The 24,475-nt window shown below is 65.3% G+C and carries 20 protein-coding genes; 11 read left to right on the plus strand and 9 right to left on the minus strand.

The annotated features are described in order from the left end of the window. The 4 genes from C7450_RS29320 to C7450_RS29335 all read left to right on the plus strand — a co-directional run. Positions 1-539, plus strand: a 539-nt coding sequence (locus tag C7450_RS29320) for a PDZ domain-containing protein (protein WP_146227583.1), incomplete at its 5' end; no start/stop codon positions are given. Between the two features lie 264 nt (positions 540-803). Then, the gene (locus C7450_RS29325) at positions 804-1,487 is read left to right on the plus strand and encodes a response regulator transcription factor (RefSeq protein WP_110378152.1); all 684 of its coding nucleotides are present in this window, start codon (positions 804-806) and stop codon (positions 1,485-1,487) included. Next, entirely contained in the window at positions 1,471-2,868 is a 1,398-nt protein-coding gene (locus C7450_RS29330; protein WP_110378047.1) for an ATP-binding protein, read from the plus strand. Before C7450_RS29325 ends, C7450_RS29330 begins: the two co-directional genes overlap by 17 nt. Before the next feature lie 41 nt (positions 2,869-2,909). Then, positions 2,910-5,903 carry a bifunctional [glutamine synthetase] adenylyltransferase/[glutamine synthetase]-adenylyl-L-tyrosine phosphorylase gene (locus tag C7450_RS29335; protein WP_110378048.1) on the plus strand — a complete coding sequence of 998 codons (2,994 nt, stop codon included), beginning with the start codon at positions 2,910-2,912 and terminating at the stop codon, positions 5,901-5,903. Between the two features lie 17 nt (positions 5,904-5,920). Here the strand turns inward: C7450_RS29335 and C7450_RS29340 are convergent, their stop codons facing one another. The 3 genes from C7450_RS29340 to C7450_RS29350 form a co-directional block, all read right to left on the minus strand. Continuing rightward, a complete protein-coding gene (locus tag C7450_RS29340) occupies positions 5,921-8,218 on the minus strand; it encodes a sensor histidine kinase (protein WP_110378049.1) in 2,298 nt (765 codons plus the stop codon). 188 nt (positions 8,219-8,406) lie between these two features. After that, on the minus strand, positions 8,407-11,040 hold the full coding sequence (gene pepN / locus C7450_RS29345; RefSeq protein ID WP_110378050.1) for an aminopeptidase N: 2,634 nt from the start codon (positions 11,038-11,040) through the stop codon (positions 8,407-8,409). A gap of 48 nt (positions 11,041-11,088) precedes the next feature. Further along, entirely contained in the window at positions 11,089-12,546 is a 1,458-nt protein-coding gene (locus C7450_RS29350; protein ID WP_110378051.1) for a cation diffusion facilitator family transporter, read from the minus strand. 77 nt (positions 12,547-12,623) lie between these two features. On the opposite strand from C7450_RS29350, the gene C7450_RS29355 reads away from it, so the two are divergent. The 6 genes from C7450_RS29355 (at position 12,624) to C7450_RS29380 (ending at position 18,041) form a co-directional block, all read left to right on the plus strand. Further along, positions 12,624-13,064 carry a VOC family protein gene (locus C7450_RS29355; RefSeq protein ID WP_110378052.1) on the plus strand — a complete coding sequence of 147 codons (441 nt, stop codon included), beginning with the start codon at positions 12,624-12,626 and terminating at the stop codon, positions 13,062-13,064. Positions 13,065-13,266: 202 nt separating this feature from the next. Further along, positions 13,267-14,313, plus strand: coding sequence for an aldose epimerase family protein (locus C7450_RS29360; RefSeq protein ID WP_110378053.1), 1,047 nt, complete (start codon positions 13,267-13,269; stop codon positions 14,311-14,313). A gap of 25 nt (positions 14,314-14,338) precedes the next feature. Then, complete coding sequence (locus tag C7450_RS29365) at positions 14,339-14,818, plus strand: nucleoside deaminase (protein WP_110378054.1); 480 nt, start codon at positions 14,339-14,341, stop codon at positions 14,816-14,818. 53 nt (positions 14,819-14,871) lie between these two features. Beyond that, entirely contained in the window at positions 14,872-15,810 is a 939-nt protein-coding gene (locus tag C7450_RS29370) for a sugar kinase (RefSeq protein WP_110378055.1), read from the plus strand. Positions 15,811-16,034: 224 nt separating this feature from the next. Next, positions 16,035-17,552 (plus strand): UbiA family prenyltransferase, encoded by a 1,518-nt coding sequence (locus C7450_RS29375; RefSeq protein WP_110378056.1) that lies wholly within the window; start codon positions 16,035-16,037, stop codon positions 17,550-17,552. 3 nt (positions 17,553-17,555) lie between these two features. Next, positions 17,556-18,041, plus strand: a complete 486-nt coding sequence (locus C7450_RS29380) for a GtrA family protein (RefSeq protein WP_110378057.1) — start codon at positions 17,556-17,558, stop codon at positions 18,039-18,041. Positions 18,042-18,212: 171 nt separating this feature from the next. Here the strand turns inward: C7450_RS29380 and C7450_RS29385 are convergent, their stop codons facing one another. Continuing rightward, on the minus strand, positions 18,213-19,460 hold the full coding sequence (locus C7450_RS29385; protein ID WP_146227584.1) for a hypothetical protein: 1,248 nt from the start codon (positions 19,458-19,460) through the stop codon (positions 18,213-18,215). A 211-nt stretch (positions 19,461-19,671) separates the two neighbouring features. Between C7450_RS29385 and C7450_RS29390 the strand changes: the two genes are divergently transcribed. Beyond that, entirely contained in the window at positions 19,672-20,436 is a 765-nt protein-coding gene (locus tag C7450_RS29390) for an SDR family NAD(P)-dependent oxidoreductase (protein ID WP_110378059.1), read from the plus strand. Positions 20,437-20,492: 56 nt separating this feature from the next. Here C7450_RS29390 and C7450_RS34950 read toward each other — a convergent pair whose 3' ends face one another. The 5 genes from C7450_RS34950 to urtC all read right to left on the minus strand — a co-directional run bounded on the left by C7450_RS34950 (position 20,493) and on the right by urtC (position 24,473). Beyond that, positions 20,493-21,224 (minus strand): urease accessory protein UreE, encoded by a 732-nt coding sequence (locus C7450_RS34950; RefSeq protein WP_110378060.1) that lies wholly within the window; start codon positions 21,222-21,224, stop codon positions 20,493-20,495. Positions 21,225-21,249: 25 nt separating this feature from the next. Further along, complete coding sequence (locus C7450_RS29400; RefSeq protein ID WP_110378061.1) at positions 21,250-21,609, minus strand: GFA family protein; 360 nt, start codon at positions 21,607-21,609, stop codon at positions 21,250-21,252. 61 nt (positions 21,610-21,670) lie between these two features. Beyond that, entirely contained in the window at positions 21,671-22,366 is a 696-nt protein-coding gene (gene urtE / locus C7450_RS29405; RefSeq protein WP_110378062.1) for an urea ABC transporter ATP-binding subunit UrtE, read from the minus strand. Positions 22,367-22,566: 200 nt separating this feature from the next. After that, a complete protein-coding gene (urtD, locus tag C7450_RS29410; RefSeq protein WP_110378063.1) occupies positions 22,567-23,322 on the minus strand; it encodes an urea ABC transporter ATP-binding protein UrtD in 756 nt (251 codons plus the stop codon). Positions 23,323-23,327: 5 nt separating this feature from the next. After that, complete coding sequence (gene urtC, locus C7450_RS29415; RefSeq protein WP_110378153.1) at positions 23,328-24,473, minus strand: urea ABC transporter permease subunit UrtC; 1,146 nt, start codon at positions 24,471-24,473, stop codon at positions 23,328-23,330. Between the last annotated feature and the right edge of the window lie 2 nt (positions 24,474-24,475).

Raw genomic sequence — 24,475 nt, forward strand, 5'->3', positions numbered from 1 at the left:
CGGAAGGGGCGATCGTGGCGCGCGTCGAGGACACGGGTCCGGCGGCCAAGGCCGGCCTGAAGGCGGGCGATGCGATCGTGGCGATCGACGGCAAGCCGGTCAGCGATGCGCGCGCCCTATCGCGCGAGATCGCCGGCCATGCGCCGGGCTCCAAGCTCAACCTCTCGGTGTGGCGTGACGGCAAGACCGAGAAGGTCGCGCTGACGCTGGCGACGATGCCGGGCGAGAAGACGGCGGCGCTCGATACGGACGCGGCCGGCGGTCAGGGCAAGCTTGGGCTGCAGCTCGCGCCGGCGGCGAGCGTCGGCGGTGCCGGCAAGGACGGCGTGGTGGTGATGGGCGTCCAGCCCGGCTCGCCCGCCGAGGAGCGGGGCCTGAAGACCGGTGACGTCATCGTCGAGGCCTCCGGCCGCAAGGTCGAACGTCCCGCCGACATCACCAAGGTCATCGCCGAGGTCAAGAAGGAAGGCAGAAAGGCCGTCCTCTTCCGCCTCAAGACCGAAGACGGCTCGCGCTTCGTCGCCCTGCCGGTGGCGTAAGACAGCCGGCGGGAAGGACGGCGCGCCGCCCAAGTGGCGCGTCGGCCCCGCCCGCCAGCCGCAAGGCGCGCGACGCCTGTCGGACATCCCCCTGGAGAGCCGGACCCCTGCCGGGGATTGTCACTGCGTATCGGCTCTCCAAAGCGCGGCAGGCCGGACACCATCATCCAGCCTGCCGCTCTTCTTGTGAATGCTGATGGCGAAGAGGCGAAAATGCAGATATTTCCGCTCCCTCACGACGATTCTTCGCCTACACTCGATGCCATGCGGATTCTCGTTATCGAAGATGATCAGGAAGCGGCCGCCTACCTGACGAAAGCCCTTAGGGAAGCTGGCCATGTCGCGGATCACGCGCCGGACGGGCTGGAGGGCTACGCCCTTGCCCGTGAGGGCGCTTACGACGTGCTCATCGTCGATCGCATGCTGCCGAAGCTCGATGGCCTCTCGGTGATCAGATCATTGCGTGAACAGCATGTCGATACGCCGGTCCTCATTCTCTCCGCGTTGGGACAGGTTGATGATCGCGTCAAGGGCCTGAGAGCGGGCGGTGACGACTATCTGCCCAAGCCCTATTCCTTCTCGGAGCTTTTGGCCCGTATTGAGGTGCTGTCGCGCCGGCGTGCTGCGCCAACGGGCGAGGCGACCACCTACCGCGTGGGCGATCTCGAACTCGACCGCTTGTCGCATCGTGTTACGCGATCCGGCCAGGAGATCATCCTCCAGCCGCGTGAGTTTCGCCTGCTCGAATACTTGATGCGCCATGCGGGCCAGGTCGTCACGCGCACCATGCTGCTCGAAAATGTCTGGGACTACCATTTCGACCCGCAGACGAATGTCATCGATGTGCATGTGTCGCGGCTGCGCTCAAAGATCGACAAGGGGCATGAGCGCCCGCTGATCCAGACCATCCGGGGCGCGGGATACATGGTCCGTGACAGCGCTCACTAAACTCTTCAAGACGACGGCCTTCCGCCTCTCGGTTGCTTATCTCCTCGTCTTTGCGCTCTTCGCGGGCTTCATCCTGGGATATGTGGCGTGGAACGCGCGCCAGGTCCTCGACGATCAGATCCAGGGGACCATCGAGGCTGAGATCACAGGCCTCGCCGAGCAATATCGCCTCGGTGGCATCCGCCGCCTCGTCGGCGTCATCGACCGCCGTACCCGCGAGCCGAGCGCCTCCCTCTATCTTGTCACGACCAATGCCGGCGAACGCCTGGCCGGCAACGTGGGCAGCCTGCCCGCGGGCGTGCTGGACGACCCAGGCGTCCGCGAAACCGACTATCGCCAGAGCGACGAACCGGACGCTCATATCCGCCGGGCCCTGGTGCGGGTCTTCATCTTGCCGGGCGGTTTCCGGCTGCTCGTCGGCCGGGATGTCGAGGAACGCGAGCGGCTCGGCGCCGTTATTCGTCAGGCGCTCGGCCTGTCGCTCGGCCTCGTCACCATACTCGCCTGCCTTGGCGGCTGGTTCGTAACCAGACGCGTGCTGAAGCGGGTCGATGCCATGACGGAAACGACGCGCACCATCATGGCGGGCGATCTCGACGGGCGTCTGGCTGTCAGCGGCAACGGCGATGAACTGGACCGGCTGGCAACCAATCTCAATGCCATGCTCGACCGCATCGGCGAATTGATGTCGGGGATGAAGGAAGTCTCGGACAACATTGCCCACGACCTCAAGACGCCTTTGACGCGGCTCCGCAACCGCGCCGAGGAGGCCTTGCGCACGGCCAAGGCGCCCGAGGACTACGCCCGCGCCCTTGAGGGCACGATCGACGAATCCGACAATCTGATTCGTGTCTTCAACGCGCTCCTGATGATCGCCCGTCTCGAGGCCGGCAATGCCGCCACGACGATGGCCGATTTCGACCTGAGCGAAGTCGCCCGGAGCGTGGCCGAACTTTACGACGCGGTTGCGGACGAGGCATCCGTTCCGCTCGCGGTTGAGATCGAGCCGGACCTGTCTCTCCATGGCAACCGCGAACTGGTCGGCCAGGCGCTCGCTAATCTCCTCGACAACGCCCTCAAATATGGTGTCGCGACGGAAGGCGAGCCCGCTTGTCCGCCTTCCATCACCATTGCTGCCAAACGCGTTGGCGAGCATGTCGAGATATCGGTTGCCGATCGCGGTCCTGGCATTCCCGAAAGTGCACGCGGCCATGTGCTCGAACGCTTCGCCCGGTTGGAAGCGGCCCGGTCGCGGCCGGGATTCGGTCTTGGTCTCAGCCTCGTTGCGGCTGTCGCACGTCTGCATGGTGGCGAATTGCGGCTTGAGGACAATTCTCCCGGCTTAAAAGCCGTGCTAGCTCTGCCAGCCAAACCTGCCTGAACAGGGGCAGGGATCGGGACGCATTGCCGGGGATCGTGAATATGGCCAAGCGTGGGCGGGGCGAGGAGACGGGATTGGGGGCAGGTGCCAGGATTGCGCCCGGCCTTATCCCCTTTGATCGGAAGTCCGCGGAGCGCCGCCTTGACGACCTGCTCGCGGACGCGGCACGACACGCCGCATCCGCCCAACTCGCCGAACGCCTGTCGCAGTGGCGGGGCGCCCGCGATGTTGTGTCGGCGCTCGCCGATCACTCCCCCTTCCTGTGGTCGCTGGCGGCTGCCGATCCGGCGCGCCTCCTCAGTCTGCTGACTGATGATCCGGAGACACGCCGGCTGCATATTCTCGCGGAGACACGCGCATGCTGGCGCGATGCCGCCGATCAGCCGGCAATCATGAGGCGTCTGCGCCAACTCCGTGGCGAGCATGCCTTGCTCGTTGCGCTCGCCGACTGTGGCGGCCTCTGGCCGCTGGAGGCAACGACCGCGGCCCTTACCGACTTCGCGGATGCGGCCGTCGGCGCGTCCGTACGCTTTATCCTCAACGAGGCCCGCGAGGCCGGCCGCTTCACGCCTGTCGATTCCGAAAATCCGGAGGTTGGCTGCGGCATCGTCATTCTGGCGCTCGGCAAGCACGGCGCCGGTGAGCTCAATTATTCCAGCGATATCGACCTCGTCGTCTTCTATGAGCCGGACGGGGTCCCTGTCGCTGGCCGGGCGGAACCGCCGTCTTTCTCCATCAAGCTTGCCCAGGGACTGGTGAAGCTCCTGCAGGAGCGCACCGGCGACGGCTATGTCTTCCGCGTCGACCTGCGGCTGAGACCCGATCCGGGATCCACCGCGGTGGCCGTCTCCCTGCCGTCGGCCTTCACCTATTATGAGACTGTCGGGCAAAACTGGGAGCGGGCGGCCTTCATCAAGGCACGCGCCGTCGCGGGCGACATCGCCTTGGGGGAACGCTTCCTGGCGGATCTCACGCCGTTCATCTGGCGGAAGTATTTCGACTTTGCCGCGATCGCCGACATTCATGCCATGAAGCGCCAGATCCACGCCGCGCGCGGGCATGAAGCCATCGCTGTCGCTGGCCACGATATCAAGCTGGGGCGCGGCGGCATCCGCGAGATCGAATTTTTCGTCCAGACCCAGCAGCTCGTGTTCGGCGGCCGGCGGCCAGCCCTGCGCGGCCGGCGCACGCTCGACATGCTCGACGCACTTGTGACAGAGGGTTGGATCACGGCGCAGGCACGCGACGATCTCAGCGCGGCCTACCGCTTCCTGCGGACCGTCGAACATCGCCTGCAGATGGTCGCCGACGAGCAGACCCAGCGCCTGCCGCGCGACGCCGGTGAACTCGCGGATTTCTCGCGCTTCTGTGGATTTGAGGACCAGGCCGCCTTCGCCGATGCGCTGACGCACGAGGCGCAGGCGGTTCAGAAGCACTATGCGCTGCTCTTCGAGGAGGCGCCGGAACTGGCAAGCGATGTCGGCAGCCTCGTCTTCACCGGCACGAGTGACGACCCGGAAACCTTGGAGACCCTGCAGGCGCTGGGCTTCCAGGATCCCGCGCGCGTCGCGGAAACGATCCGTGGCTGGCATTTCGGCAGGCGTCCCGCCGTGCGGTCTGCGCGCGCGCGCGAAGTGCTCACGGAACTGACGCCGGCGCTCCTCACCGCGCTCGGCCGCAGCGCCGATCCGGATGCGGCACTTGCCGCCCTGGACGAGGCCTTCGGTCATATGCTCGCGGCCGTGGAACTCTTATCCATGCTGCGGTCCAGCGAGCGGCTTCTCACTTTGTTCGCCGATCTTCTCGGCAGCGCGCCCCGGCTTGCCGATGTGGTCGCATCGAGCCCGCATGTGCTCGATGCGGTGATCGACCCGGCCTTTCTCGATCCCACGCGGAGCGACGCCACCACGGAAGCGCGCCTCGCGGGCCTCGTTGGCGAAGCCTCGTCCTTCGAGGATTTCCTCGATCGGATACGCGGCGCCGCACGCCAGGAGAATTTCCTCGTCGGCGCCCAATTCCTGACCGGCATCCTCTCGCCCAAGGCGGTCGGCGAGGCTTATTCGGCCGTGGCACAGACGGTCGTCCGCCTCTGCTTCGCCGCGGTCGAGAGGGAATTTGCGGCCCAGCACGGCCGCGTGCCCGGCGGCCGGGCCGCGGTGTTCGGCTTCGGTCGCCTGGGATCGCGCGAGATGACGGCGACCTCCGATCTTGATCTCGTCATGCTCTACGATTTCGATGCGGACAACAGCCGCAGTGATGGTGAGCGGCCGCTTGAGGCGCTGGTCTATTACACGCGCCTGACCCAGCGTCTCGTCAGCGCGCTGACCGTGCCGACGCGGCGCGGACGGCTCTACGAGGTCGACATGCGGCTGCGGCCTTCGGGCAACAAGGGTCCGGTGGCGACGCAATTCCGCAGCTTTCTCGCCTACCACGACGACGGCGAGGCGGAGACATGGGAGCGGATGGCGCTGACACGGGCACGCGCCGTCGCCGGCGATGTGAGCCTCGGGGATGAGGCGACAGCAGCGATCCAGTCGATCCTGCGCAATCCGCGTGCCGCATCCGAGGTCGCGCGCGATGTCGCGTCGATGCGCCAGCTCATCGCCGCGGAGAAAGGCGATGCAGGGCCATGGGACCTCAAGATGGCGCCAGGTGGGCTCGTCGATCTCGAGTTCATGGCCCAGTATCTTGTTCTCGCCCAGGCACATGCGCATCCCGCCATCAGTGGCGTTGTCGGCACTGGCGAGGTCTTGGCCTTCGCGACGCGCAACGGCTTGCTCGGACCGGAGCAGGGCGAGGAGCTCCGGGTCGCCTATACGCTCCTGTCAGATGTCTTCCAATGGCAGCGGCTGACAGTCGATGGCCCCTTTGACGCGAAGGTTGTGGCGCCGGCCGTCCTCAGGCGGATCGCGGCGGCCATCGGCATGCCGGATGTCAAGGTGCTGACGAGCGACCTCAAGGAGACCCGTGGTCGCGTTCGCGCCCATTTCGAGCACATCATCGGGGCGGTCGGGAAGAGCGCGCGCAAGAAGTAGACGAGGGCAGCCGGATCTCAGGCCGCGCGGCGCCGCATCTGTTCCAGCGGGAGATGGACCAGTACGATGGTCCCCGCACCGACATTCGAGCGGATCCGCAGCGAACCACCGTGCAGTTCAGCCAGGGACCGGGCGATGGCGAGCCCGAGGCCCGAGCCCTTGTAGGTCTTCGACATCTCTGTCTCGACCTGCTCGAAGGGACGACCGAGCTTCTTGACGGCCTCGCCTGGAATGCCGATGCCGTTGTCCTCGATATAGATATTCACGGCGTCGGCCGCGGGGCGTGCGCGGACCGAGACCCGGCCGCCGTCCGGCGTGAATTTCACGGCATTGCGCAGGATATTGACCAGCATCTGCTGCATGGCGCGCCGGTCGGCCAGCAGGCCCACCCCTGGCAGGGGGTCGACCTCCAGCGTGATATCCTTGGCGTCGGCGTCTTTCGCCACGGCCTGGGCCGCATCGCCGATGATTTCGTCGACGGTGAGCGCCTCTTTCTCCAGCCGCACACGTCCAGCCTCGATGCGTGACATGTCGAGGATATCGGTGATCACGCTCAGGAGATACTGGCCGCTGTGGCGGATGTCGCGGCAGTATTCGTTATATTTCTCATTGCCCAGGGCGCCGAAGATGCCGCTCTCCATGACTTCCGAGAAGCCGATGATCGCATTGAGCGGCGTGCGCAGCTCATGGCTCATGTTGGCCAGGAATTCCGATTTGGCGCGGTTCGCGCCTTCGGCGGCCGCCTTCTGCTCGAGGTAGCGCTCCGCGAGATCGGCGAGCTGGGTGGCCTGGGCCTCAAGCTTGTGGCGCGAACGGCGGAGGTCGGAGACAGTCAGGAGCAGGCGGCGCTCGGAATCGATCAGCTGCTCTTCGTGGCGCTTGAGGTCAGTGATGTCGGTGCCGACGGACACATAGCCGCCGTCCTTCGTGCGACGCTCGTTGATCCTGAGCCATCGCCCGTCGCCAAGCTCCGCCTCGAACGAGCGGGCGCCGATCTTGGGGCCGTCGTGGGCGACGGGATGCGTGGCGATGAGCGGCGCATCGCTTGCCGCCATCAGGTCCTCATAGGCCATGCCGGTGATGACCGCATCCGGCGGCAGGTCGCGCAATTTCTGGAATTTGGAATTGCACATCACGAGCCTGTTGTCGGCGTCCCACAGGACGAAGGCCTCGGAGATCGTTTCGATCGCATCCCTCAGCCGCATATCGGCGGTCGCCGTGCGCTCGGCGAGACGCCTTTGCTCGGTGATGTCCATGGCGATGCCGACGAGATGCGGGCCTTCGCCTTCCTCGCCCTCGACGATCTCGGCACGGGCCTTGATCCAGACCCAGTCACCGGCCGCGTTGCAGATGCGGAAGTCGTGATCGATCGCGCTGGCCTGCGAGGAGGCGAGCAGGTCCGCCATGCCGTAGAGGTCGGTATCGTCAGGATGGACCAGACGGTTGACCTCGCCGAAGGAGAGGAATTCGCTGCGGCGCTCATAGCCGAGCATCGCGTACATCGAATCCGACCAGTAGAGCCGGCCGCGCGCGATATCCCAGTCCCACAGACCGCAACGCCCCCGGTTGAGCGCGGCATCGACGCGATCCTTCACGCGGTCGCAGACATCATCGGCGGCGCGTGCCCGCTCCGCCTGCATGAAATAGGCGAGCGCGATGGAGATAAGCACGAAGGCGGCGGCTGCCAGCAGCGTCGCCTGGCCGTAAAGGCGCGCTTTCCACCCAGCCAGCACCCCGCTCATGGGTTGCACGACGACGATCTGCCCCAGCGCCGGCAGGCTGCGAGCGGTGGCGAGAGCGTCCTGACCGTTGGGCAGCGTGATCTGCATCACGCCGGCACGGTCGGTAAAGGTGGTGAGCGGCTGGCCGGGGCCGATGATGTCGATCAGCGATGCATGCGGCCCCAAATCGACATGGGACGCGGCGACGACGCGACCGTCCTTATTCGCCACGAGAATGGTGCGCTGATTGTCGGTCGCGGCGTCGGGCAGGGCCTGGGCGAGTACACCGGCCGCCGTTTCTCCAAGACGAGCGACGTCGGGGGTGCGCTGCGCAAGATAGCTTTCCGTCAGCGTCGCGATGAGTTCGATGCTCTGCGTCGCCTCCTGAACGGCGTCACGTCGCGCATCCAGCGCCTGGATCACCGCTCCGACAATGAGAGAGGTCAGGAAAACGCCAAGGAGGGCAGGCACCGCCAGGCGCAGCCAAGGCTCCATCCTGGCGAGGCGCCGGTAGGCGGGATTCGCTATAGAACGTGCTATCCCTAGTACCGTGCCCGCGCGTGCAGGCACGCACGTCGCGTCGATACGCGCCATGCCTCACCCTTTCGGAATCCAATCATCGCTTCGGGTCGACGTGCCGCATCTCTCCGAATCATGACCATCAGAATCCTCTCTGAGCATTTTGTCCAGAGGTTGATGAAGCGTTGACGGAATTAAATAAATGGCTCGCAGGCAGGCTTCGGGCTAAACCGGTTCCGGCAGGTGCGCTCGTCGTTTCGGCGTTATTCGAGCGAGCGCCCGGCAATGTCGGAGACATCCGGTGATAACCCTTGCGTCGCGGCCACCCGGCGCAGCGCCGCTTCTGCCTTGCCGCGCCGGATGGGCTCGAGAACCCGCCAGGTCCGGAAGGCGGTCAGGAGGCGTGCCGCGACCTGTGGGTTGCGCGCGTCGAGCGCCAGGACCGTGTCGGCGATCAGATCGTAGCCACGTCCGTCTTCCCGGTTGAATTGCGTGGCATTCGTCATCGCGAAGCTGCCGAAGAGGGCCCGGATACGATTGGGATTGCCCATCGAAAAGGCCGGGTGGCGCGCGAGTTCTGTGATGCGATCGAGGGTGCCCTCCTCGGGAATCCCGGCTTGCAGCGCAAACCATTTGTCGAGGACGAGCGGATTGTCCCCGTAGCGGGCGGCGAATGTCGCGAGCGCATGGTCCCGCGCCGCTCCTGGAATAAGCACCAGGACGGCGAGCGCGCCGAGCCGTTCGGTCATGTTGTCGGCTTCATCGAACTGCGCCGTAGCGCGTGCCGCCCCCTCGGTCGCATCGCCGGCGGCGAGCAGATCGAGGGCTGCATTGCGCAGGGCACGTCGCCCCGTGTTCGCGGCGTCGGGACGATAGGCCTCGCTGGATTGCAGCGCGCCGTGCAGCGCGTTGAGGTGTGGGGCAAGCTCCGCGCCGAGCGCCCGCTTCACAGCGAGCCTCGCGTTATGGATCGCGGTCGGATTGATATCGCGGCCGATATCACGGGCAATGTCCGCCTCGCTCGGCAGTGCGAGAACCTGCGCCGCAAAGGCGGGGTCATTCCTGGCGTCGCTGTCAAGGAAATGGCCGAGCGCTTCGCCAAAGCGTGTATTGACGGTCTCGCCGCGCATGGCCGCGAGGATAAGGCGCGTCGCCAGCGTCTGGCCCGCCTGCCACTGGTTGAATGGATCGCTGTCGTGGCGGAAGAGGACGACGAGGTCGTCGTCATCGAGCTCCGATTCGAGCCGGACGGGCGCCGAGAAGCCGCGCAGCAGCGACGGCACGGGCCGCTCGGTGAGCCCGGTGAACGTGATGGTCGCATTTGCACTGTCGAGCACGAAAAGTCCGTCGGCGTCGACGGTGGCTTCATTTGTGGTCGCGATCGGCAAGGCGTCGCCCGACGCACCAACAAGCCCCAACACGATCGGAATGACCATCGGGGCCTTCGTCGGCTGGCCAGGGGTCGGCGGCGTGGCCTGGCTCAAGGTGAGGCGATAGGTGCCGGCCGCGGCATCATACTGTCCGGAAGCCGTGACCACTGGCGTGCCCGCCTGCTCGTACCATTGCGCGAAATGCCCGAGATCGCGACCGCTGGCCTCCGCGAAACACCCGAGGAAGTCCTCGATCGTCGCGGCCGTACCGTCGCAGCGCGCGAAATAGAGGTCCATCCCGCGACGGAATGCGGCGGGGCCGATCAGGCTGCGCAGCATGCGCACGATTTCCGCGCCTTTCTCATAGACCGTCGCGGTATAGAAGTTATTGATTTCACGATAGGTTCTTGGACGAACGGGATGGCTCAGCGGCCCTGAGTCCTCCGCGAACTGCTGGGTGCGCAGGGTGCGGACATCGGCGATACGCTTGACGGGGCGGGAGCGCTCGTCCGCGGAAAACTCCTGGTCGCGGAAGACGGTCAGTCCTTCCTTCAGGCAGAGCTGGAACCAGTCCCGGCAGGTGATGCGGTTGCCGGTCCAGTTGTGGAAATATTCGTGGGCGATGACCGTCTCGATGCCGGCGTAGTCGGCGTCGGTCGCCGTATCGCTGCTCGCCAGCACGTATTTGTCGTTGAAGATATTGAGCCCCTTGTTCTCCATGGCGCCCATGTTGAAATCAGACACGGCGACGACATTGAACACGTCGAGATCGTACTCACGGCCGAAGGTGGTCTCATCCCAGCGCATGGAGCGTCTCAGGGCATCGAGCGCATAGGCCGCGCGTTCGCGCTTGCCCGCCTCGACATGGACGGCGATCTCGACCTTGCGGCCGCTGGCCGTCACGAACTCCTCCGCAAGGGTATCGAGCGTGCCGCCGACCAGCGCGAAGAGATAGGCCGGTTTCGGGTGGGGATCATGCCAGACGGCGTAGTGCCGGCCGGTCCCGGGGATGTCGCCGCGTTCTACGAGATTGCCGTTGGCAAGCAGGAGAGGTGCGTCGGCGCGCGCGGCTTCGAGGCGCGTCGTATAGACGGACAGCACATCGGGGCGGTCGAGGAAATAGGTGATCCGGCGGAAGCCCTCGGCTTCGCATTGCGTGCAGTAGTTGCCGCCCGAACGATAAAGACCCATGAGCTTGGTGTTGGCGGATGGGTTCACCATCGTCTCGATGGTGAGGCTGAAGCTTTCGGGCAGGGGGCCGGGCAGGATCAGTCCCTGGGGATCGGCTTGATACTGATCGGCCGTCAGTCGCACCCCATCGCGGGTAACGGACAGGAGCACCAGTTCATCGCCCTGCAAGACAAGCGGTGCATCTGCACGGCCGGCCGGGTTGCGGCGCACTGAAAAATCCGCGTGAACGCGGGTTGCCGTCGCATCGAGAGCGATGTCGAGCACGACCGTATCGATGAGAAAATCGGTCGGGCGATAGTCCTCGAGGCGGACGACCGGGGCGGTATCTGTGCGCATTTGATGTCTCGGATGGGTCGGTGAGGCGGACGGCCGGCACTTTTCTCTTTAGTTCGGGTGCGCCGACGTCAGACGCAATGGTTCTGCCGCCAGCGGTTCCGCATGACCGACCACACGGCAGATCTCGGGGTGGCCGGCGCGCACCAGCCGCTCGAGCAGGTCCACCTGCTCGTGCACCTCGGCGACGTTCAGTTCGCCGTTGGCACGGCAATGATAGTTCACCACCAGGCCGGCCGGCGTTTCACGCACACGCACGCTGTGCACTTCGCTGATCACCGCCGAGGCTGTCGCCTGTTCGGCCAGAGCCAGAGCGACGCGCGCGACCGTCGCCGCATCCGCCTCCCGCCCGTCGAGTTGCGGCACGAGCGGCTCGATGTGGCTTTCCACCTCGACATCCGGGCCGAGCTCGTCGCGAATGGCGAGTTCGACGCGGCTGGCAATCTTGTGAGCCTCCCCCAGCGTCAGGCGTTGATCAACCTCCAGGTCGAAGCTCACCGACAGGCGGCGGGCGAGGCGCTGCACGGTCACGTGATGCAAAGGCACGCGCAGGCGCGCCGCAATGAGCATGACACGCTCCATCACCGTCTCGTCGTCGAGCTGCACCGGGTTGGTGGTCACGGTGAAGAACGAGCCGGGATGCTCCTGCATGAGCGCCTCCCGCACGCGATCCTTCAGCATCTGCACACCCTCCAGCGGCAGGGTGCGCGACACGCGGACGCCCACCTCGCCGATGACATGGCCGCCGGCGGGGCGAACGCGGACATGGTCCACGCCGACGACGCCAGGCAGCGCCTCGACCTCGAGAGTGATGCTATCCCCAAGCCCTTTCGGTGCTGTGTCGAGCAGGGTGTTGATGGTGCGCCGGGCCAGTCGAAAGGCGGCGATTGCGATGAAGACCGACACGCCGATGGCGATGATTGGGTCAGCCTGCGGGAAACCGAGCTGGGCTGCGCCGATGGCGATCAGCACGAAGATCGAATTGATGAGGTCCGAGGAGAAGTGCAGCGCGTCCGCGGCCAGCGCCTCGCTGTTGGTCTCCGCAGCAACCTTCCGCAGCGTCCACCAGCGCCAGCCATCCACAAGGATCGAGCCGACCAGCACGGCCACGGCGACCCACGAAAACAGAAACGCGGTCTGGCCGCTGGCAAGCCGGCGGATACCCTCATAGGCAACGGCGCCGGAGAGCAGGAAGAGAAAGGCCGTTTCAATCAGGGCCGACAGGGACTCGAACTTGCCATGCCCATAGTGGTGCTCGTCATCGGCCGGCTTGTGCGCCGCGCGGATCGCGAGCCACGTCATGGTCGTCGCGGCGATATCGAGAAGGCTGTTGGCGGCATCTGAAATCAGCGCCAGCGACCCCGTTGTGAAGCCGGCGAACCCCTTGGCGATGGTGAGCAGCGCCGACACGAAAATGGAGACGAGGGCGACACGTTCCTTGCGCCGCTCGGTGATGCTGATCCGGGCCGTGGTGTCGACCGAGGGGGGAGTTCCAGTCGCCCTATTCATGGCACCTATACCCGAGAGGAGTTTGACAGAAGGCTATCGACGCTGTCCTGTGTGCAGATTCTATGGAGGGATGCCAGATGCGCTATGTGCACACAATGGTCCGCGTTGCGAACCTGGATGACGCGCTCGACTTCTACTGCAAGAAATTTGGCCTGGTGGAGACACGCCGCACCGAGAACGAGAAGGGGCGCTACACACTGGTTTTCCTGGCCGCACCGGGTGACCAGGCGGCCGTCGAGAAAAATCGCGCGCCGGAACTCGAACTTACGTACAACTGGGACCCGGAAGTCTATACCGGCGGGCGCAATTTCGGCCATCTCGCCTATCGTGTCGACGATATCTATGCGTTCTGCGACAAACTCATGAAAGCGGGCGTGACCATCAACCGCCCGCCGCGTGATGGCAACATGGCCTTCGTGCGGTCGCCCGAGGGCATCTCGATCGAAATCCTGCAGGAAGGCCAGGCCCTGCCGCCGCAGGAGCCTTGGGTGTCGATGCCGAATACCGGTCAGTGGTGAGGATTGGCCGGGGCAGGCGTTGGGGATAGGGTCCGCAGGAGGCAACGCGGGCCTGCTCCCTACGCGCCCCGGCGTATATCCGGGACATTGAGTGTGGCACCGCCAGGACGTGCAGACGGCAGTGCGACAGGGCGACCGGCGGGGGGACGCCGGATTCGACGGTTTGATTGCGGGGAGCCATTCATGAAAGGGGTGGGGACGGATGTCCGTCAGGCAATTTGGTGAGATTGAAGGTACGCCGGTGTGGGAGGTCACGATTCGCTCTGCCGCCGGTGCGGAAGCGAAAATCCTCAGCTGGGGGGCTGTGGTTCGCGACATGACGGTGCCGTTGCATACCGGGACCAGGCAACGCGTCGTTCTCGGTCTGAATACGATCGATGACTACCTCGCGCATTCGCCCCATATGGGTGCAATTGCCGGTCGATGTGCCAACCGCATCAGCAACGGCGAGTTCAAGATCGGTGGCACGAAATACGAGCTTGAACGCAATTTCCGCGACAAGCATACGCTCCACAGCGGCCGGAGTATCGGCAAGTCGCTATGGCAACTGGCGCACCGCGATCGCTCGAGCGTGACCCTGACCCATGTCTCCCCTAACGGCGAAAGCGGCTTTCCCGGCACGGTGACGACCACCTGCACCTACCGTCTGGTGGAACCCGCCACCCTCCGGGTGGAACTGACCGCGACGACCGACGCCCCCACGCCTGTCAATCTCGCCCATCATTCCTATTTCAATCTCGACGGGGCCACCTCGGTTCTCGACCATCGTCTCATGGTGTCCGCGGATTTCTATACGCCGACGGATGCCGAGCTCATCCCCACCGGCGAGGTGCGTTCGGTCGGCGGCACGCCCTACGACTTTCGATCCAATCGCTCCGTCCGATTCCCCGATGCCGCGACGGGCGCGCCCTATGCCTACGACGTGAATTTCGTGCTGCGGCGGGACCGCATCGAGCCCGCAGGCTGGCTTGGCCTCTGGCTTGCGCATGCCGCCAAGTTCTCTTCACCCCAGACCAAGCTCGCCCTCGACGTCTGGACGACCGAGCCGGGCGTGCAGGTTTATGACGGCCGCAAACTGGACATGCCGGTCGCCGGTCTCGATGGCGTCGTCTACAAAGCGAGCGCGGGCTTGTGCCTGGAGCCCCAGCATTTCCCCGACAGCCCCAATCGCCCCCATTTCCCCTCCGTGATCTTGCACCCCGACGACGTCTATCGTCAGATCAGCGAATACCGTTTCCAGTCGGGCTGATCTGCGAGGGGGAACCGCCGGAGCCATGTCGACGATCGACGATGAGCGCTTTCTGCAATATGCCGCCGAATTGTCCCGGCGGCAGCTGAGCGAGACCTATGGCGGTCCTTTCGGCGCCGTCGTGGTTCGGGACGGGCGCATCATCGGCGAAGGGGCCAATGCGGTCACGGCCGTGAACGACCCGACGGCCCACGCGGAAATCGTCGCCATACGCGCGGCCTGCGCCGCGGAGGGCAGCTTCTCGCTCGCCGGAGCGACGATCTACGCAAGCTGCGAACCCTGCCCGATGTGCCTCGCCGCATCCTATTGGGCGCGGGTCTCCCGCATCGTTTTCGCGGCGACGCGGGCAGAGGCGGCCGCGGCGGGCTTCGACGACGCCTTCATCTATGACGAGATCCCCAAGCCACGGGAGAAGCGGAGCCTCGCGATGGAGCACCGGCCGAACGCGACCGCGTCGGACACCCTTGCGGCCTGGCTGGCGAAAGCCGATCGCATCGCCTATTAGAGGCGCTGACCCCGGCCGCCTGAGGAGGCGAGGGGTAAGCGTGGAGGACCGCGATGGCGTCGTTGCAAGGCGAAGCACTGGATATTCTCGCTTTTGGCGAGCCTTTGATGGAATTCGCCGAAACCGAGCGGCAGGGCGAGGCCCTCTACCTGCCGGGCTTCGGCGGTGACACGTCCAACGCGGCGATTGCGGCGGCGCGCATGGGTGCGCGCGTGGGCTATTTCACGGCTGTCGGCAGCGATGCTTTCGGCCAGGGGTTTCTCGACCTGTGGGACCGCGAGAACGTCGATCGCTCCAGCGTCAAGGTGATGCCCGGTGCCCGCACGGGCGTCTATGTCATCAGCTATGGGCCGCAAGGGCATCAGTTCAGCTATTACCGCGCGGGGTCGGCGGCAAGCCTCGTGACACCCGCGGATCTGCCGCTCGATGTCATCGCCTCCGCCAAGATCCTCCACGTGTCGGGCATCAGCCAGGCTATTTCGACGACGGCCGCCGACGCCTGCTTCGCGGCGATCCGCCATGCGAAGGCCGCCGGTGCGACGGTGAGCTACGACACCAACCTGCGTCTGAGCCTATGGCCGCTGGATCGGGCCCGCGCCGTCATTCATGGCGCAGTGGCGCTGTCCGATATCGCCCGTCCCGGACTCGACGATGCGCAGCAGCTGACGGGCCTCGATCGCGCCGAGGACATCTGTGACTTCTACCTCGGTCTGGGTTGTCGGATTGTCGCGCTGACGCTCGGCAAGGAGGGCGCCATGGTCGCCATTCCCGGCGAGCGTCAGGTCATCCCCTCGAAGAAGGTCGACGCGGTCGATGCGAGCGGTGCAGGCGACGCCTTCGGCGGCGCCTTTCTCGCGGAATGGCTGCGGTCTCGCAATCCTTTCGCCGCGGCGGAATTCGCGAATGCCGCAGCCGCCCTGTCGACGCGCGGCAAGGGCGCCGTCGCGCCACTTCCCCGTCGCGCCGATGTCGAGGCCTTCCTTCGAGCATAATCCGACCGGAGTGAAACGAGGATCGATAAGATTAAGCTTGAAATAAAAGAGGTTAGAGCGAGGAAAAAATAAGCCTTTATCGGGTCATATGTGAAGGCCTGCCGCCAAGGTCGTCGCGCGCTGGTCAAGCGGCGGATTGTGCGGCATCATGTTTGCTACGGGTATCTCCGACTAAACCATTCGTCCCGTTCTGGCACGCCGATCCAGCGGGAGAAGGAGATGCCATGTCGGTCTCGCAGCAAGTCTTCCATCGCGCCGCCGATCGCGCCGACGCTACCGTTGCAGCCACCATTGCTCCGGCGGAGAGGCAAGGGGATCAGGCGCCGCTGGTGCTCGATCTCGATGGGACATTGCTGCGCACGGATCTGCTCTACGAGTCCTTCGTCGCCTATCTCAGGCACAATCCGCTCGGTTTCTGGCGGGTGTTCGGTTGGGTCCTCAAGGGCAAGGCTCATGTGAAGCGCGAGCTGGCCGCGGCCGCGCCGCTCGATCTCGACAGCCTCCCGGTCAACGAGGATGTCGCAGCCTATGCCGTGGAGGCGCGCGCGTCCGGACGCGAGGTCTATCTCGCCACGGCGGCCGATGGCGATCTGGCTCGTCGCATTGCTGCCCGCTTTCCTTTCCTGACAGGCGTCATCGCCAGCGATGGGGTCACCAATCTGAAGGGCGGGCACAAGGCCGAAGCGCTCGCGGCCCAGTTCCCCGATGGCTTTTCCTATGCCGGCGACTGTCGCGCCGATCTCGCGGTCTGGCGCACGAGCCGCGAAATCGTCCTGGTCGGCGCGTCGCCCGCGGTGGAAAAAGCGGCGCGGGCGATCGGCGAGCCGGTAGCCGTCTTCCCGCGACCGCCGTCGGGGCTCAAGGTCTATGCCAAAGCCCTTCGCCTCCATCAGTGGGCGAAGAATCTTCTCATCTTCGTGCCGCTTATCCTGGGTGGAAAAACGCTTGATCCCGCGGCCTGGGGGGCGACGACCGCAGGCTTCCTCGCGCTTGGCCTCCTGGCCTCCGCCACCTATCTGCTCAACGATTTGACAGATCTGCCGGATGACCGGCGGCATTGGTCGAAGCGCGAGCGGCCGCTCGCCAAGGGCAGTCTCCCCATCCGGACGGCGCTCATCCTGGCGCCCCTCGGGCTTGCCGTGAGCTTCGGCATCGGCGCAGCGCTCGGGCCGCCCGCCCTCGTCATGCTCGGCCTTTATCTCGCACTGACCTTGGCCTATTCGCTGCGCCTGAAGCGCGAGCCGATCGTCGACGGCTTCGTGCTCGCCTGCCTGTTCACCCTGCGGCTCGGCTTCGGCATCGTGCTGGCGCAGGTGGTGACCTCGCCGTGGCTCCTCACCTTCTCCATGTTCCTGTTCCTGTCGCTGTCCTTCGCGAAAAGGCACACGGAGGTGGAGCGCATGGTCCAGCACGGGATCAAGAAGACCGCAGGCCGCGGTTACCGGGCGGGCGACGGACCGCTTCTCCTAGCTGTCGGCGCGTCGGCAGGTGTGGGCTCCGTGCTCGTCATGGTGCTGTACCTCATCCAGGAGGCGTTCCCAGCAGGCTACTATACCAAGCCAGCCTTCCTCTGGGCGTTTCCTGCCGTCCTCTTCCTGTGGGTCGGGCGTGTCTGGCTGTTGTGCCAGCGCGGCGAACTGAAGGACGACCCCGTGGCTTTCGCGCTGAAGGACCGCACCAGCATCGCGTTGGGCGGCGTGATGGCGGCCGCCTTTCTCGCCTCCCATATCGGGCAGTTCTGACCGATGCCCGCCCTCGATGCAGGGCCCGCCATCGCGGCGGGCGCAAGTCAGGTCGCTGTCCAGATCACTGCGGACCAGGTCGATGCCGCGCGCGGAGAAGAACTACGAAGGCTCCTGCGCTTCCTGGCCCTTGGCCTGGCCGCTGCCGCCGTCAACTGGCTCGTGCGCTTTCCCTTGTCGTGGTTCATGCCGTTCGGTGCCGCCGTGGCGGTTGCCCAGATCATCGGCATGACGGCGGGCTTCACCCTCTACCGCGCCTATGTCTTCCCCGCCTCCGACCTGCCGCTTAGCCGTCAGGTCATGCGTTTCATCGGTGTCAATTGTGTCAGTGGGATACAGGTTTGGCTGATGACGATGGGGCTTGCGGCCCTCTTGCCGTGGCTTGGCCTTGGCTGGCAGCATGAAGCCATCGCCCACGGCGTCTCGATCGGCGTCGGTGCCATGACGAGCTATGTCGGCCACAAATATCTGACATTCCGGCAGGGGTGACCGCGGATATCATCCGCGCCCCATCCGCTCCTCCACGCGCGGCAGGCGGCGTAATGGGGAGAGCCCGTTGCGCGCAACCGCATGGCCTGCCGAGCCCTGTCCCGCCTGCCCACAAGGAAACGGGCGCTCGCGCGCCCGTCAAGTTTGGTGCTTCGGCAGTGAAGGCTGAATTCAGGCACCGCCGCTCGTCACGGCGAGTACGCCCATCGTCGCCACATTGAGGACGAGTGCATAGGTCACGAGCAGGCGGAAGACCGGCAGGCGCTCGCTTGTCAGGGTGAGCGGCAGAAACAGGAAGAGGAGCGGCAGCCAGTCCAGCGTGTAGCGCTGTACATTGTACTGGGAGTAGCCGTTGGAATGGTAGAACAGCGTCACCCCACCAATGACGAGGGCCGTCAGGGCGGCGATGATCACGTCCCGCCGCCACGGCAGGAAGAAGGCGAAGAGCACGAAGGGGCTCGCCGCCAATAGCGAGGTGCCGTTGGAATCGAGACCGGCGAGCCGCGTCATCAGCGGGCCGGTGAACTCCGCGTGGAACCCCTGCACGAAGAGATAGAACAGGTTGAACAGCACGTAGCGCGGCGAGAACAGGGCCTCGGCGATGCGCTGGCCGAGATAGCTGTGCCCGTCCGGTACGATGTAGCTGTAGCCGGTCTCGAGCGGATTGCCGAAGCGCAGGCCGTTGTAGATGAAATAGGTGATGAGCGCGATGGCGACGGGCACGGCGAACTGGATGAGCTTCCGCCACCAGCTCGCACGATTGAGGCTGAACAGGCCTTCATCCTTGTCGAGGGCCAGCACGAAGAGGAAGGGCACGACGAGGATCGCCATCTGCCGGCAGAGGAAGGCAAGGCCGATGGCGATGCCCGCCGTGACGAGCCGCTTGTGCAGTGTCTCGTGCAGGGACAGCGTCAGCAGGAAAAGCCCGACCACCTGGGCGAAGAACCAGATGCCGTCGGCCCTGAGCGTGATGAAATAGACCGGCGAGCCGAAGCCGAGCGCCAGCATCAGCCACAGGCGGGTATCGCCACGGGCGCCCATCGCCGCGAAGAGACGCCACCACAGCGCCAGGGTCGCCGCGAAGAAGGCGAGCCCGATCACCATGAAGCCGGCGAAGTTCGGGCCGAACAGGGCGACGAAGGGCATGGCGACAAGGGCCGGCACGGGCGGGAAAATGACATAGCCGCGCCCCGCGACCATGGCGCAGTCGCCATCGAAGCAGCGTTCGACATCGAAACGGCCGTTGAGGAAGGCCTCGGCGAGCAGGGCATAGCTGTTGGTCCCGCCGCTCTCCTGCAGAAGGCGCATGAGAAGGCCGGTGATGAACAGCGCGGCCATGGCGAGCGCCGCGACCGTCAAAAGCGTCCATCTGTCGAGCGCGAGGCCAGGCTTGGCGGGCTGGTCAAGGGCGGCTGTCATCGCATGGTCCCGGTTCTTCTGGTGGCGAGGCGTGGCTTTCAGCACGCAGCGTCATGTAACGAAATGGCACGGCGCCATCGACCTGTACAGCGGATCAGCAGGAGCCATGCCATCGATGCGGCTTCCCGCAGGCGATCGCGCGCCATAGACTGCTGGACAGCGCTCGGACCTCACGGAACGAAACTGATCGACGAGCGCGGATGGAGGCGACATGTTCAAGGATCTGGCCGGCAAGCGGGTGTTGATAACCGGCTCGAGCACTGGCATCGGTGCGGCGGCCGCCCGTGGTTTTGCTGAGGCTGGCGCGCGGGTGGTTGTGCATGGGAACTCAAGCAAGGCCGAGGCGAAGGCCGTCGTCGACGGCATCCGCGGGGAGGGCGGGGAAGCGCATCTCGTGCTGGGCGATGTCAGCCGCACCGTCAGTGCGCATAAGGTGGTCGAGGAGGCCGCGGCGGTCCTCGGCGGGCTTGACGTGCTGATCAACAACGCCGGTGCGCTCGTGAAGCGGGCGCGGCTCGCCGATATCGACGATGCGCTCTACGATACCGTCATGGATCTCAATGTCCGCTCGGTCATCGCGGCGACGCAGGCGGCCATTCCGCATCTCAAGGCCGCCGGCGGCGGCGCGATCATCAATACGGCGTCGATCGCAGCGCGGAACGGGGGCGGGCCGGGTGCAGCCCTCTACGCAAGCGCCAAGGCCTTCGTGTCCAACGTGACCCGAAACATGGCCAAGGAATTCGCACCCGATAACATCCGCGCCAATGCGGTGGCGCCGGGCGTCATTCTCACGCCCTTCCACGAGAGGTTCTCGACAGCGGAACAGCTGGAAACGATGCGCCTCACCATTCCCATGGGGCGGCTCGGCCAGCCGCAGGAATGCGTGGGCGCTTATCTCTTCCTCGCGTCGCCCGCGGCGAGCGGCTATATCACCGGCCAGATCATCGAGGTCAACGGCGGCCAGCTCATGCCCTGAGGCTTCGCGCCTCCGCCCGCGGCTCGCGCGGCTGGCGGAGCGCTGCCCGGTCCGGGCTAATGCCCGTCCTTGCCGTGGTCATGCCCGTGATGGGCGTGGCTATGATGGCGGTGCCCGTGCGCAGCGTCATCCTCGTGATGATGGTCATGGCCGTGTTGGCCCGAACTTTGATGACCCTTGCCGTGATCATCATGCTCGTGATGATCACCGGCGTGATCATGATGGTCATGGCCACAGCCGCAGGCGCCGTGGTCGTGATGCGCGTGTTCATGATGCGCATGACCATGATGCTCATGACCATGATGATCATGATGCGCGTGCCCATGATGATGACCATGGTGGTCATGGCCGCAATCGTGGCCTGCGATCGCCCGTTCGGGGCGGAAGGGCCGCTCGACCGATACCAGGCTGCAGCCCTGCCCGCGGATCAGTTCCGCCACCGCATCGTCCTGCGCGACGTAGATCGCGTCGTTCGTCACCTCTACGGCCGTGTGGTTCTGGCCGAGATGCCAGAGCACGCGCATGAGGCGCAGCGGGTTCTCGGCCTTCACCTCGATGAGCTTTTCGTCCGCGGCCTTCACCGCCACGAGCTTGCCGTCTTCGAGCTTGAAGGCGTCGCCGTCATTGAGCTGCGATCCCTCCGGCAGGTGCAGATGGACATTGAGACCGGCCTCCGCCGTGAGGTCAGCCGGCGGGTTGTCTCGAGCGATATGGTCGAGTGTGACCGTATCGACGATACGGTCGGCCTTGACGGCCGCTTTGCGAACGATGCCCGTGGCCTTGGTCATGCCTGTACCTCTTTGAAATCATGTATCAGCGGCTGCGGCCGTCGACGGGCGTGGGGCTCAAGGCCGCGATGTCGACGCCGTCGAGGCAACGTACATTGATGGCACGCATCGGTGTCCCGTCCGGCATCGCGCCCTCGGCGAAGGGTTCGACGCCGCAGTTTCCGCAGAACCGATGGCGGATGCGCATGGTGTTGAACTGATAGTCCTTCAGCGTGTCCTCGCCGGCCGCGAGCGTGAACCGATCCGCCGGCACGAATGTCAGTATGAGGCCGTGCTTGGAGCAGATCGAGCAATTGCAGCTGATGACGTTGGCCAGGTCGGCATTCGCCGAGAATTGCACGGCGCCGCAGTGACAGCGCCCCTCGAAGTGTTGCGTTTCGCTCATCGGTCACTCGCTCGTGGGCCGCATCGCCGTGCGGCAGGCGGCATGACTAGCACGAAGCGGTCTAGACGGACAGCTTCCGGCGCACTTCGGCGTCGACCATCTCGGCGCGTGTGCCCGCCAGCACCACCTGTCCGCGTTCCATCACCGCGAAGCTGTCGCAGAGATCGCGCGCGAATTCGAAATACTGCTCGACGAGCAGAATCGCCATGTCGCCCTTGTTGCGCAGATAATCGATGGCGCGGCCGATATCCTTGATGACGGAAGGCTGGATGCCTTCGGTCGGCTCGTCGAGAACGAGAAGACGCGGGCGCGTCACAAGGGCACGCCCGATGGCGAGCTGCTGCTGCTGCCCGCCCGAGAGGTCGCCGCCACGCCGGTGCAGCATGTCCTTGAGCACGGGAAACAGGTTGAAGATGTCCTCCGGGATCGACTGGTCGCGTCGCTTCAGCGGCGCGAAACCGGTTTCGAGGTTTTCCCTGACGCTGAGGAGCGGGAAGATTTCCCGCCCCTGCGGAACGAAGGCAATGCCGCGGCGCGCGCGTTCATAGGGCGGGAGGCGCTTGAGATCCTGCCCGTCGAGGCTGATCGCGCCGTGGGAAATCGGCTGCTGGCCGACGATGGCCCGCAGCAGCGAGGTCTTGCCGACGCCGTTGCGCCCGAGCACGCAGGTGACCTTGCCGGTCTCGGCGGCGAGCGACACGCCGCGCAGCGCCTGCGCCGCACCGTAGTGGAGGTCGATGGCGTCAACGGTGAGCATGGCCAGGGCTTTCGCCCCTCCCCCTTGCGGGGAGGGGTAAGGGGTGGGGGTGAACGAAGGGAGACGATGGACGGACTCGGCGACGAACGAGGGGAGGTTTATCTTTATCCGACCGTTGCCCAACGGCTCCCACCCCCGACCCCTCCCCGCAAGGGGGAGGGGCAAGGCCGTAGCGCTCCCCATCAATGCTCAATGCCATCTCACCGCCCCAGATAGACTTCGATGACGCGCTCGTTGGCGGAAACCGTGTCGATGGAGCCCTCCGCCAGCACCGAGCCCTCGTGCAGCACCGTGACCTTGCAGTCGAGGTCGCGGACGAAGGCCATGTCGTGCTCCACGACGATGACCGTATGATCCTGCGCGATCTCACGCAGCAAACGCGCAGTCTCCTCCGTTTCGGCATCCGTCATGCCGGCCACCGGCTCGTCGACGAGGAGGAGCTTCGGGTCCTGGGCGAGCAGCATGGCGATCTCGAGCCATTGCTTCTGGCCGTGGCTGAGGTCGGCGGCCGGTCGTTCGCGATGCTCGATCAGCCGGACTTTTTCCAGGACCTTGTCGATGTTCTCATCCGCGATGTGGTTGCGGGCGCCGAACAAGGCGGACCAGGGGCCGCGCTCGCCCTTCAGGGCGAGCCGTATATTGTCGGCAACGGTGTGGCTCTCGAAGACGGTCGGCTTCTGGAATTTCCGGCCGATGCCGAGTTCGGCGATCGCCGCCTCGTCGAGCTTGGTGAGATCGACGGTGCCGCCGAACATGACGTCCCCCTCGTCGGGCCGTGTCTTGCCGGTGATCACGTCCATCATCGTGGTTTTTCCGGCGCCGTTCGGCCCGATGATGGCGCGCATCTCGTTGGGGGCGAGCGCAAGCGACAGGTTGTTCAAGGCCCGGAACCCGTCGAAAGTGACATTGACGCCGTCGAGATAGAGCAGCGCGCTGGTCAGCGTGGTGTTGAGCATCGTGCTTACTCCGCTGCCGGCTGGGGCACGGGCGTGCCGGCCACGCCATCATCGGCGCGGCGGCGGCGGGTGAATGTCTGGAAGAGGCCCAGAATGCCTTTGGGCATATAGAGGGTCACCACCACGAACAGGGCGCCGAGCGCGAAGAGCCAGATCTCCGGCAGGGCGCCGGTGAGCCATGTCTTGGCGAAATTCACGACCACCGCGCCGAGCGCCGCCCCGACGAGCGTGCCCCGACCACCGACGGCGACCCAGATGACCGCCTCGATCGAATTGGCCGGCGCGAATTCCTGCGGGTTGATGATGCCGACCTGCGGCACATAGAGCGCGCCTGCAATGCCGGCCATCATCGCCGAGACGGTGAAGGCGAGGAGCTTGTAGTGCTCGACACGATAGCCGAGGAAGCGCGCCCGCGATTCCGCATCGCGGATGGCGATCAGCACCTTGCCATAGGTGGAGGTCACCATGACGCGCGCGACGAGATAGCCGAGCGCCAGCGCCAGCGCGCTGACGGAAAAGAGCGTGACGCGCATGCCCTGCGCCTGGATGTTGAAGCCGAGCAGGTCCTTGAAATCGGTGAGGCCGTTGTTGCCGCCGAATCCCATGTCGTTGCGGAAGAAGGCGAGCAGCAGGGCAAAGGTCATCGCCTGGGTGATGATCGACAGGTAGACGCCCGTGACCCGCGAGCGGAAGGCGAGCCAGCCGAAGACGAAGGCGAGAAGCCCCGGAACCAGCACCACCATCAGCATCGCGAAGGGGAAGGAGGAGAAGCCGTACCAGTACCACGGCAGCTCCTGCCAGTTCAGGAACACCATGAAATCCGGCAGCACCGGGTTGCCGTAGACGCCGCGGGTGCCGATCTGCCGCATGAGATACATGCCCATGGCATAGCCACCCAGCGCGAAGAAAGCGCCGTGCCCGAGCGAGAGGATGCCGCAGTAGCCCCAGACGAGATCGAGGGCGACGGCGAGCAGGGCATAGCAGAGATATTTGCCCATCAGCGACACGGCATAGGTTGGCACATGCAGGGCGGATGTCGGCGGCAGCATGAGGTTCGAGGCCGCCACGAGGACGGTCACGGCCACGAGAATGCCGAGGAAAATCCGCCCTTTGCCGTCGATCAGCGTGAGTATGAAAGGCTGGCGGGTCATCA

The organism is Chelatococcus asaccharovorans (assembly GCF_003201475.1).
Classification (GTDB): domain Bacteria; phylum Pseudomonadota; class Alphaproteobacteria; order Rhizobiales; family Beijerinckiaceae; genus Chelatococcus; species Chelatococcus asaccharovorans.

Coding starts and splice junctions, on each gene's coding strand:
- C7450_RS29370 (WP_110378055.1), top strand. CDS start 14,872: ATGGCGTCGTTGCAAGGCGAAGCACTGGATATTCTCGCTTTTGGCGAG.
- urtC (WP_110378153.1), bottom strand. CDS start 24,473: ATGACCCGCCAGCCTTTCATACTCACGCTGATCGACGGCAAAGGGCGG.
- C7450_RS29375 (WP_110378056.1), top strand. CDS start 16,035: ATGTCGGTCTCGCAGCAAGTCTTCCATCGCGCCGCCGATCGCGCCGAC.
- C7450_RS29400 (WP_110378061.1), bottom strand. CDS start 21,609: ATGAGCGAAACGCAACACTTCGAGGGGCGCTGTCACTGCGGCGCCGTG.
- C7450_RS29380 (WP_110378057.1), top strand. CDS start 17,556: ATGCCCGCCCTCGATGCAGGGCCCGCCATCGCGGCGGGCGCAAGTCAG.
- urtD (WP_110378063.1), bottom strand. CDS start 23,322: ATGCTCAACACCACGCTGACCAGCGCGCTGCTCTATCTCGACGGCGTC.
- C7450_RS29365 (WP_110378054.1), top strand. CDS start 14,339: ATGTCGACGATCGACGATGAGCGCTTTCTGCAATATGCCGCCGAATTG.
- C7450_RS29385 (WP_146227584.1), bottom strand. CDS start 19,460: ATGACAGCCGCCCTTGACCAGCCCGCCAAGCCTGGCCTCGCGCTCGAC.
- C7450_RS29325 (WP_110378152.1), top strand. CDS start 804: ATGCGGATTCTCGTTATCGAAGATGATCAGGAAGCGGCCGCCTACCTG.
- urtE (WP_110378062.1), bottom strand. CDS start 22,366: ATGCTCACCGTTGACGCCATCGACCTCCACTACGGTGCGGCGCAGGCG.
- C7450_RS29355 (WP_110378052.1), top strand. CDS start 12,624: ATGCGCTATGTGCACACAATGGTCCGCGTTGCGAACCTGGATGACGCG.
- C7450_RS29390 (WP_110378059.1), top strand. CDS start 19,672: ATGTTCAAGGATCTGGCCGGCAAGCGGGTGTTGATAACCGGCTCGAGC.
- C7450_RS29340 (WP_110378049.1), bottom strand. CDS start 8,218: ATGGCGCGTATCGACGCGACGTGCGTGCCTGCACGCGCGGGCACGGTA.
- pepN (WP_110378050.1), bottom strand. CDS start 11,040: ATGCGCACAGATACCGCCCCGGTCGTCCGCCTCGAGGACTATCGCCCG.
- C7450_RS34950 (WP_110378060.1), bottom strand. CDS start 21,224: ATGACCAAGGCCACGGGCATCGTTCGCAAAGCGGCCGTCAAGGCCGAC.
- C7450_RS29335 (WP_110378048.1), top strand. CDS start 2,910: ATGGCCAAGCGTGGGCGGGGCGAGGAGACGGGATTGGGGGCAGGTGCC.
- C7450_RS29350 (WP_110378051.1), bottom strand. CDS start 12,546: ATGAATAGGGCGACTGGAACTCCCCCCTCGGTCGACACCACGGCCCGG.
- C7450_RS29360 (WP_110378053.1), top strand. CDS start 13,267: ATGTCCGTCAGGCAATTTGGTGAGATTGAAGGTACGCCGGTGTGGGAG.